The following is an 8612-nucleotide window of genomic DNA, read 5'->3' as shown; positions in this document are numbered from 1 at the left end:
GCATTCCGCCCCACAACATTTCGGGAATTCCTTGCACCGAAATGAAGTACGTCCCGTCCCGGAGCGCAACGAATGACGATAGCGTAATCGTCAGGTCGTCGTCCAAGGGATAGGTTGCCCCGGGTTGCGAGGCGAGAACGTTCCCTTCTTCATCGTGGATGGCGATGATCCCGGATTCGAGATAATTCGCGTACTGGTAATCACCGAAGTACATAGGATCGACGACTTGCAGAAAGGACAGCGTGTATTCCTCTCCTCCCGTGAGCGAGACCGAATACCAATCCGCGTCGTTCCAGAAATCGACGCGGCCCGATACGGTCTCACCTAAAACGGCTGTGCCCTCGGTGTCCGGCGTTCCGATCGGCGTCTCGTCAATTGTGTCGAAAACTACATCATAGGGAATTTCGCCCCACAACGATGCGCGGAAAGAAATGAAGTAGGTACCCGGTGTTTCGACGCCAAAGGTACCCCCGAACGAACTCGGCGTGCCGAACTCCCACCACCTAGAATACTCCGTCGCGCCGGTTTCATCGAACAAGAAAAAACCAGCTCCTTCTCCGCCGGCCGGGGGGGGATTGATCGTTACGCGGGCAAAGTATCCGAGACCAGGCTCCAAGTTGACGGCGAACCAGTCGCGATCCTGGCTTCCATATAGAACCGAGGTGAAGGGCACGCCTGGTTCCAGCGTGGTATCTGTGGTCACGTCCCCCGGAATGTCGCCTTCCGCCAAAGATACCGATACTGTGTAGTCACCGGTCTCTGGTGGAACGTCATCGTCCCAAATCCAGCCAGAAATTTCGATGTAGTAGATGCCCGAAGTCTGCGCCAAAAATACAAGGTTCGGATCCCACCAGGAATCATTCTGCGCAACTGCGATCTCATCTCCGCTTGCGTCCAGAACGCGCATTTCCGGGATACTTAGGTCACCGCCGCCTGTTGTAAGACCTGACGCCCGAATGAAATATGACTGCCCGGCTTCCAGCACGACTGAGAACCAATCGCGATCGTATGGCACCTCAATGCTTCCGCCGACCGTTCCTCCCACCGGAACAAAGCCGAGGGTATTAACATCGTCTGAATAATCGTCCATGGCGCCCCATCTTAAATATCACGTTCTCAAAACCCCGAAGGCACCAGTAGGCGAACTGGTCCCTTGCTTCGTGATTACCCCGAGGACGCACTCGTCGCTTTGAGCAGGATCAACCGGACAACTTACTGTCTCAGGTTCTCGCCGGGCCGCCCCAAACTGCCCTCGTCCCCGCGATTGACTACCGTCACAGCAAGCCTCCCCGCAGCAACCACCGCAGGGAGGAAGTCACGATGCCGGTCAAAGGAACGTGAAGTCCTCCACCGTCAGATCGGCCGCCGACACGCCCTCGATCAGCACTGTGTGCCCCTGATAGTCGATCAGCGCGCCCTCGGCGGTATCGGTGATGTTCAACGCATCGACATACCCCTGAAGTCCGCTGTCCGGCGCATTTTCGACGCCGGTCATACGGATCAGGTCCACGCCGTCCTCGAAGTCTGTAATGACATCCGCATCACCGACCTTGAAGAAGTTGTAGACAAAGACATCTGCCCCATCGCCACCGGTCATCGTGTCGTCGTCATAACCGCCATTGATGGTGTCGTTGCCCAATCCGCCAATTAATTCGGCGGGGCCGCGCCCTAACAGGAGGTCATTGCCCTCCCCACCGTCCAACACATCACTGCCGAGATGGCTATAGCTAAAGCTGATGAGAACATCGTCGCCCTCATCGCCCAACAAAGTATTGTTGCCCCAACCCGCCTCGATCGTATCATTGCCATCGCCTCCACGAAGATATTGATCAGCTCCATAGCGGGTTACGATCGAGTCATCGCCATTGCCGCCATCGACTGAATGACTGCCACGGTCCGCTAGAAAGGTATCATTTCCGGGTCCCAAATTGACCTGCGCGTTTCCGTCGCGGATCAGTAGGTTATCGTTACCGTCGCCCGCATCGACGGTGTCATTACCGCCACGGCCGAGGTAGTTATCGTCGCCTGCACCGAGAAAGACGAGATTATCGCCTTCACCACCCCTGACGTCGTCGTTGCCATCTCCTGCGTCGATCGTGTCGTCGCCCTTGCCGCCCCCGATAAGATCATCGCCCTCGCCACCGAATAGGCTGTCAGCTCCGAACGCTCCGGCGATCCAGTCATTCCCGGTGCCGCCCCAAATAGTGTCATCCCCGAAACGACCGATTAGGGCATCGTCTCCCGCGCCTCCTTCTATGTTGTCGTCGCCCGTACCTCCGTCCAGCCGGTCATCACCATCGAGGCCCTGAAGCGTGTCGTTTGTGCTCTGACCCGTCAGGATGTCGTCCTCGACACTGCCTACCTGAGTTCCTGCTTCGGTGGCGAAGATTTGTATCTTGTAGTCCCGCGCGTCAGTCCCTCTGCCGTCGTAGGAAGAGCCGATGTCCAGGAACATCAACTGTTCTTCGGTGGACTCCCCCGCCTCCAGATAAGCCAAGTAGATACCAGCCTGCCACCCGCCCAGTTGTATTCCATCGGCGACAGCGGTCCCGGCTGCATCGCGCAAGGTGATTTCCGGTCTGGAACGGCCGGAAGCGGGGTCATAGTGGGCACCCCAAATAATGGCGGTAAACCCTTGCCCCGCTTCCTGCTGGACCCCGATCCAGTCGCGGTCAAAGGCATAGTCGAGTGTGATCGTTGCGCTTTGACCCGCCGTCAGGACGATTGGACTGGTGACATCGGCGGGTACCGCATCGCCGGTTTCGGCAACATTCAGACTGAGCGTGTAAGACGCCGCCTCTGCGTCCAGGTGGTCGTTCAAGAAGTAATCTGCATGATGGCTGGAGATCGCGACGTAATACGTGCCGTCGTCAGGAACTGAAGTCGCGCCGGTCTCGTCGTAGGGAAAAGAATTCAGACCAGTGTCTCCAGGCGAGATGACCCCCACACTATAATTGTAAGCGTCGCCGGGATCGTCGGCATCGAACATCAGAGTGTAAAGCACACCTCCTTCCAGCGAGACGCGGATCCAGTCACGATCCAGAATAGACGCCAGGTCTGACGTTAGAGTGGCACCAACATTCAGAACGGCGTCAGTCGTTTCAGAAGCTGCAATATCCCCCTGGGTATTCGCGACGGACAGCACATAATGGCCTGTGTCGAGAAGTTCTTCATTCCCCACACCAAGGAAATACGTCCCGTCCTCCGGTGCCGTGAATGCGACGATCTGCGTGTCTGCGCCGACGAGATATTCGCCGGAGTCAGAAACGATCCATAGGTGTGACGAATTCAGCGGCTGGGACGACGTTTCGTCGGGCAGCACCTGGATGTCATAGGACTGCCCGGCGGTCAGGGTGGCCGCAAACCAATCTTCGTCGGCGTAATCCTGGATTTCACTTGCCACGCTGCTGCCGACTGTGACGCTTCCGAGGGTTTCGACCGTCTGGCCGATGTCGGGTCCCATATCGGTCAGCGATAATACGTAATCGCCGAATGGCTGCGGATCGGAAAAACGATCCCTGAATCCATCGACTTCAAAATAAAATACGCCGCCCTGCTCCACGTCAAAATAGAATGAACTTAGCGGATCATCTATCGCGCCGTCGAAGCCGTCAAAGCTGAAGTAATCTATGTTGTAGCCCGTCGAGCTGCGAAGGATCAGGTCTAGTCTGTCCTCAGAACCAGGCCAAAGGTCGGGATCAGCAAACTGGACCCGATACCGGGTCCCTGCCGTAAGATTGGCTTCAAACCAGTCCACATCGTCTTCGGTTTCCAGCTGACCGGCAATAATTTCGCCAGGTTCGACGCTGCCTGTAGTCGTGTTGTCGCCTGCAAAATCATCCATGGTGATCGCCCTCATAGTCCGTGTTCGTCGACCCCCGGGAGCGGCCGATCCTTATAAACAACTGCGGACCAAGATATTTCAGCAACCATCACTCTGCGTTGCTCTAGATCAAGGGATTAAGAGCCGCATTCGGTAGGCATCGTCGTCGGGTCAACCTGGAGCGTCCGGGGCTGGTGTTCCACAGCACCAGAAAGTGGTTCATCACCCAGTGCGAGCGAACCGGCGTCCCCGAGCACTGGACGGCCAGCCTCGTCGGCCACCAGTCGGCCCGGTCTGAGAACGGGATCACCTACGGCATCTACTCGGCGGGTATCAGTGACGAGCAGAAGCGGGGCATCGTGGACCAGATACGGTTGCCGGTGGCATGACCATCCCAGACATCGAGGCGTTCGAGGAGAGGGCCGCTATCGCTCAGTACGACGGCGGTCTTTCTCGTTCCGACGCGGAGGACCTGGCTGCCCGGGCGCAGGGGTTCCCAAGTGCCGACCGCTACTGGGAGTGGCTGGCCGACTACGTGGTCTCCCGTAGACTGCCCTGAGAACACCCTCGGCCTTCGGGCCGGGGGACCCCCACTTTGCTTTCTTTTTGCCCCCGTTACCGCCCCAGTTTCCCGGATCAGTGGGAATTCCCGATACGGATCATCGAGGGTCAAGGTCTCCTACCACCCCAGCCAGCCATTCCCGGACCAACTAACCAAGCACCCGAGGCACCCCGGTCACCCGGAATGCCCCCGAAAAGTGCCCCAGTGGGGTTGGCCGGTCGGGGCGGGCAATTTGATCACGGGTTACGACACTCTTGCTGTCGAAGGGTGGGACGGGTGACGGCGTTCGCGGTTGGTAGGGCATGGCCACGGCCTTCGTCCGCCAGCGCTACAAAGTCTCTAAGTCAACACCGTAGGCAGCCGCTTCCCAGTCGTCGCGCTTGTTATCGGCCCGACTGCCGACCTCGAGGTGGTTCGGATTGATGCAGAGCCCGTTATGGCAGCGGTGGCGCACCACCTCATCGAAGGTCAGAACCTGCCTGTTCACAATAGCATAGATGAAGCGATAGGCCCGCGTCTGGTGGCCTCTGAAGCGCACCTTCCTGCGCGATGGACCCGGCGTCACGCGGCAACCCTCGGGCGTCCCGGTGGCTTGCTGGAGCGGACAGATTGGTCCTCAAAGCGTATTTTGAACTCTATGAAAAAACGTATTTTGCCAGAGTCGAGCGAAGTCAAGCTAAGTGTATGTTTTTAAATCATAATGTCGCCACTACGCCTTCCAGGGCACGCTTAAGCAAGAAGCAACCATTTTGGTTGCCTGTTAAGGAGGCACATTTCATGAAGAAATTTGAAGAAAATCATCGCCGGGAGCTGTCCCGCGCAATCGCAAGTTGGTTCGTTCGCAAGGACGGTAAATACTACCGGATCGACGCACCGGGAGCGGCAATTTCATTGCCCGACGTGAAGCAAGCCAGCGTTCAACGGATGCGTCGGGAGTTCCCACATATCAACCTGACCGGAGAGTTGCTGCGCGAGGTGTTCGGCACGGCCTTCAGCCTGTACCACCAAGAGCCAACAGAGATGGTCGCTACTTGGTCGGGTCAAGTGATCAGCCGCCCCGGCGACGATCAACGGCTCTTGTTGAACGACGGCTTTGCGACCATCAACCTTTGGCGAAAGCCTGTGTACCGTGACCTTAAGGTGAACCAACATGATTGGGGTCCGACTGGTGCGTTTCTGGAGTGGATCATCCCTGACGACGCCACGAGACGCCAAGTAATCGACTGGATCGCCTGGAACCTACAGAATGAAGGGGATCGCCCAACGTGGTGCCTGTTCCTGCATAGTAAAGCCAAGGGAACCGGCAAGAGCCAGTTGTGCCGAATTCTCGAAGCGCTGTTTGGGGAGCACAACACCACGTCGCAGAACGGGATCTCGAAGCTCACCGGGCGCTTCAACGTCATCACCCTCATGTCGAAGCTGGTCATCTGCGAGGAGGTGAAACTGAAGCAAGGCTCGAATGCGGCGAACGATCTGAAGACGCTCATCAGCGAGCCAAGGTTATTGGTCGAGCGGAAGGGTCAGGAGGCGTATCAGACCCAGCAAAACTGTTGCTTCGTCTTTACCAGCAATCACCCGCCACTTTGGCTTGAGGCAGATGACCGTCGCTTTTTCATCGTGGATATTGATCACGAAGGGCATGCCAGTGGACCGCGCACGGAGGCGTTCCAGGCGCTGGTCAAAGAGGTTCAGCAGCAGATCGAAGACCCGGCGGCTTTGGGAGCCTTGTATAACGCCTTGATTCAGAGCGAGCTCGACGCGTTGTTCAACGCCAAATCTCTGAACACCAAGACGCACTGCACTCCCATCATGAAGATGATCCAGGAGGCAAACCGACAGGTATCAACAGAACGGCTGGAGGAACTCCTGAATGAAATTGGCCAAGGCTACATTACTCAAACAGCCTTGGTTCATTACTTCCAGAAGTCGATGCATGCAAACGTCGAGACCATCCGCCACAAAATGTTTGAGTTGGGCTGGCACAAGGCACAGGCAAAATGGGGAGGCGTGGACTACCAGCGCGTCATCTGGGTCGGCCCAGGCTATTCAATCCAGCGTGGGAACGTAATTGCGCCGGACGGCACTGGCGCGCCAATCAGGGACGACGTGGAGATCGGTCTTTGACCCGCCTGATCATCGAACCGACCGAGTGCTGGCTGGACGATATCATACGCAACCACCACGGTGAGGCCCTACAGCGGGTCTCATCGTTGCTCCAGCAAGCCACCGGGACGCCCGAGGGTTGCCGCGTGACGCCGGGTCCATCGCGCAGGAAGGTGCGCTTCAGAGGCCACCAGACGCGGGCCTATCGCTTCATCTATGCTATTGTGAACAGGCAGGTTCTGACCTTCGATGAGGTGGTGCGCCACCGCTGCCATAACGGGCTCTGCATCAATCCGAACCACCTCGAGGTCGGCAGTCGGGCCGATAACAAGCGCGACGACTGGGAAGCGGCTGCCTACGGTGTTGACTTAGAGACTTTGTAGCGCTGGCGGACGAAGGCCGTGGCCATGCCCTACCAACCGCGAACGCCGTCACCCGTCCCACCCTTCGACAGCAAGAGTGTCGTAACCCGTGATCAAATTGCCCGCCCCGACCGGCCAACCCCACTGGGGCACTTTTCGGGGGCATTTTCCCACCGACGGGTGCCTCGGGTGCTTGGTTAGTTGGTCCGGGAATGGCTGGCTGGGGTGGTAGGAGACCTTGACCCTCGATGATCCGTAACGAGAAATCCCAACGATCCGGGAAACTGGGGCGGTAACGGGGGCAAAAAGAAAGCAAGGTGGGGGTCCCCCGGCCCGAAGGCCGAGGGTGTTGTCAGGGCAGTCTCCTACGGACCACGTAGTCGGCCAGCCACTCCCAGTAGTCGTCAGCACCGGCGAACCCCTGCGCCCGGGCGGCCAGGTCCTCCGCGTCGGAACGAGAAAGACCGCCATCGTACTCGGCGATAGCGGCCCTCTCCTCGAAGTCCTCGATGTCGGGGATGGTCATGGCAACCGTATCTGATCCACGATGCCCCGCTTCTGCTCGTCCGAGATACCCGCCGAGTAGATGCCGTAGGTGATCCCGTTCTCAGACCGCGCCGACTGGTGGCCGACGAGGCTGGCCGTCCAGTGCTCCGGGACGCCGGTTCGCTCGCACTGGGTGATGAACCACTTCCGGGTGCTGTGGAAGACCAATCCCGGACGGTCGAGGTCGACCCGACGACGATGCCGGGCGAACGCCTTGGTCACGTCGTTGACCTTAACGTTGGGAAACAGTGGTCCCTCGGACGGGAGGTCCCGTAGCCGCTCGTCGAGCACCGGGTGAACCGGGACCAGCCTCTCCGCCGCGTCCGTCTTCAGCAGTCTCAACCGGTTGGGACGAACATGGATGAACGACCCGAGGTTGCCCTTTGTCACCACGTCCTCCCTGAGCAGCCCCGTCGCCTCCCCCGACCGCATTCCCGTCAGCAGGCACATCAGGGTCACCGTCTGAAGTGGGTCCCGGGACTGCAGGAACCGCACCACCTCGGGGTCCGTCGGAACCGCGTAGGGGGCGGGTCTTAACTTGCCATCGAACCGAACCGCCTCGAACGGGTGCTGGTCGAGGTGCCCCTCGCAGACCGTCCAGGAGAGGAAGTGACGAACCTGAGACCAGATACGCTTCTGGGTTCTGACCGTGATCCGTTCCCCCCGGGACTGCGCGAGACTGGCCTTCAGCGACAGGTTTCGGGTCCTCTCGGACTTGCCCAGCAGAGGGGATAGCTGAGCTATGGCCGTCAGAAACGCCCTACCATGAGGACGGTCCAACTGGTCCAGCCGTAGGTCCCCGTATTCCGACGCGAACAGGCCCACCGAGTACCGAACCGACTTGAACCCGCCGGGGCGCAGTTGGTCGCTCCGGAGGTTGAGGTAGTCTCTCGCAGCCTCGGCAACCGTCGGCACCGACCGGGGGACGGGCTTCTGGAACTTCAAAGTTTCGAGGTCCCCAGAGCGTGCCAGAGTGTGCCGCAGGTGATCGAGTGCGGTCGGGGATGGGGTGGCCCAATCGGGACCGGAGTTGTTGCTCAGGACCTCCTCCGCGCGCTCTCTGACCTGGGTGATGGTGCTTTCGTAGAGGACGTTGACCTCCGCCGCCCTCTGGCGGGCTGTCGAGGCGTCCCCGGTCTTGAGCGACTGTTTCAGCGCCTGGACCCCGAGGGCCAGCGCCACGTCGGCGGGGTAGTTGCGGCGATAGAGCCACGTC

At 59.0% G+C, this 8612-nt stretch carries 8 protein-coding genes and 1 pseudogene; 4 read left to right on the top strand and 5 right to left on the bottom strand.

Features of this window, described 5'->3' with window-relative positions; all coding sequences use genetic code 11:
- Together RXV88_RS22555 and RXV88_RS22550 are read right to left on the bottom strand one after the other, a co-directional pair.
- A pseudogene (locus RXV88_RS22555) lies at positions 1 to 1090 on the bottom strand (pre-peptidase C-terminal domain-containing protein); the annotation flags it as partial.
- 237 nt (positions 1091 to 1327) lie between these two features.
- Positions 1328 to 3844, bottom strand: a complete 2517-nt coding sequence (locus RXV88_RS22550; RefSeq protein ID WP_316295922.1) for a calcium-binding protein — start codon at positions 3842 to 3844, stop codon at positions 1328 to 1330.
- Between the two features lie 173 nt (positions 3845 to 4017).
- On the opposite strand from RXV88_RS22550, the gene RXV88_RS22545 reads away from it, so the two are divergent.
- Together RXV88_RS22545 and RXV88_RS22540 are read left to right on the top strand one after the other, a co-directional pair.
- A complete protein-coding gene (locus RXV88_RS22545; RefSeq protein WP_316295920.1) occupies positions 4018 to 4212 on the top strand; it encodes a hypothetical protein in 195 nt (64 codons plus the stop codon).
- On the top strand, positions 4209 to 4382 hold the full coding sequence (locus RXV88_RS22540) for a hypothetical protein (protein WP_316295918.1): 174 nt from the start codon (positions 4209 to 4211) through the stop codon (positions 4380 to 4382). The genes RXV88_RS22545 and RXV88_RS22540 overlap by 4 nt, the downstream gene beginning before the upstream one ends.
- Positions 4383 to 4713: 331 nt before the next feature.
- Here the strand turns inward: RXV88_RS22540 and RXV88_RS23770 are convergent, their stop codons facing one another.
- Positions 4714 to 4839, bottom strand: coding sequence for a hypothetical protein (locus RXV88_RS23770; protein WP_410468852.1), 126 nt, complete (start codon positions 4837 to 4839; stop codon positions 4714 to 4716).
- A gap of 323 nt (positions 4840 to 5162) precedes the next feature.
- On the opposite strand from RXV88_RS23770, the gene RXV88_RS22535 reads away from it, so the two are divergent.
- A complete protein-coding gene (locus RXV88_RS22535) occupies positions 5163 to 6509 on the top strand; it encodes a primase-helicase family protein (RefSeq protein ID WP_316295917.1) in 1347 nt (448 codons plus the stop codon).
- Positions 6506 to 6871, top strand: a complete 366-nt coding sequence (locus tag RXV88_RS22530; protein ID WP_316295915.1) for a hypothetical protein — start codon at positions 6506 to 6508, stop codon at positions 6869 to 6871. The genes RXV88_RS22535 and RXV88_RS22530 overlap by 4 nt, the downstream gene beginning before the upstream one ends.
- A gap of 331 nt (positions 6872 to 7202) precedes the next feature.
- Here the strand turns inward: RXV88_RS22530 and RXV88_RS22525 are convergent, their stop codons facing one another.
- Complete coding sequence (locus tag RXV88_RS22525; protein WP_316295914.1) at positions 7203 to 7376, bottom strand: hypothetical protein; 174 nt, start codon at positions 7374 to 7376, stop codon at positions 7203 to 7205.
- On the bottom strand, positions 7373 to 8612 hold a 1240-nt coding region (locus RXV88_RS22520), incomplete at its 5' end, for a tyrosine-type recombinase/integrase (protein WP_316295913.1). The genes RXV88_RS22525 and RXV88_RS22520, both read right to left, overlap by 4 nt.

It is taken from the genome of Aestuariicoccus sp. MJ-SS9 (assembly GCF_032586235.1).
Classification (GTDB): Bacteria; Pseudomonadota; Alphaproteobacteria; order Rhodobacterales; family Rhodobacteraceae; genus Aestuariicoccus.
The sequence above is the reverse complement of the archived record's forward strand: the minus strand, read 5'-3'. Positions and strand labels throughout refer to the sequence as shown.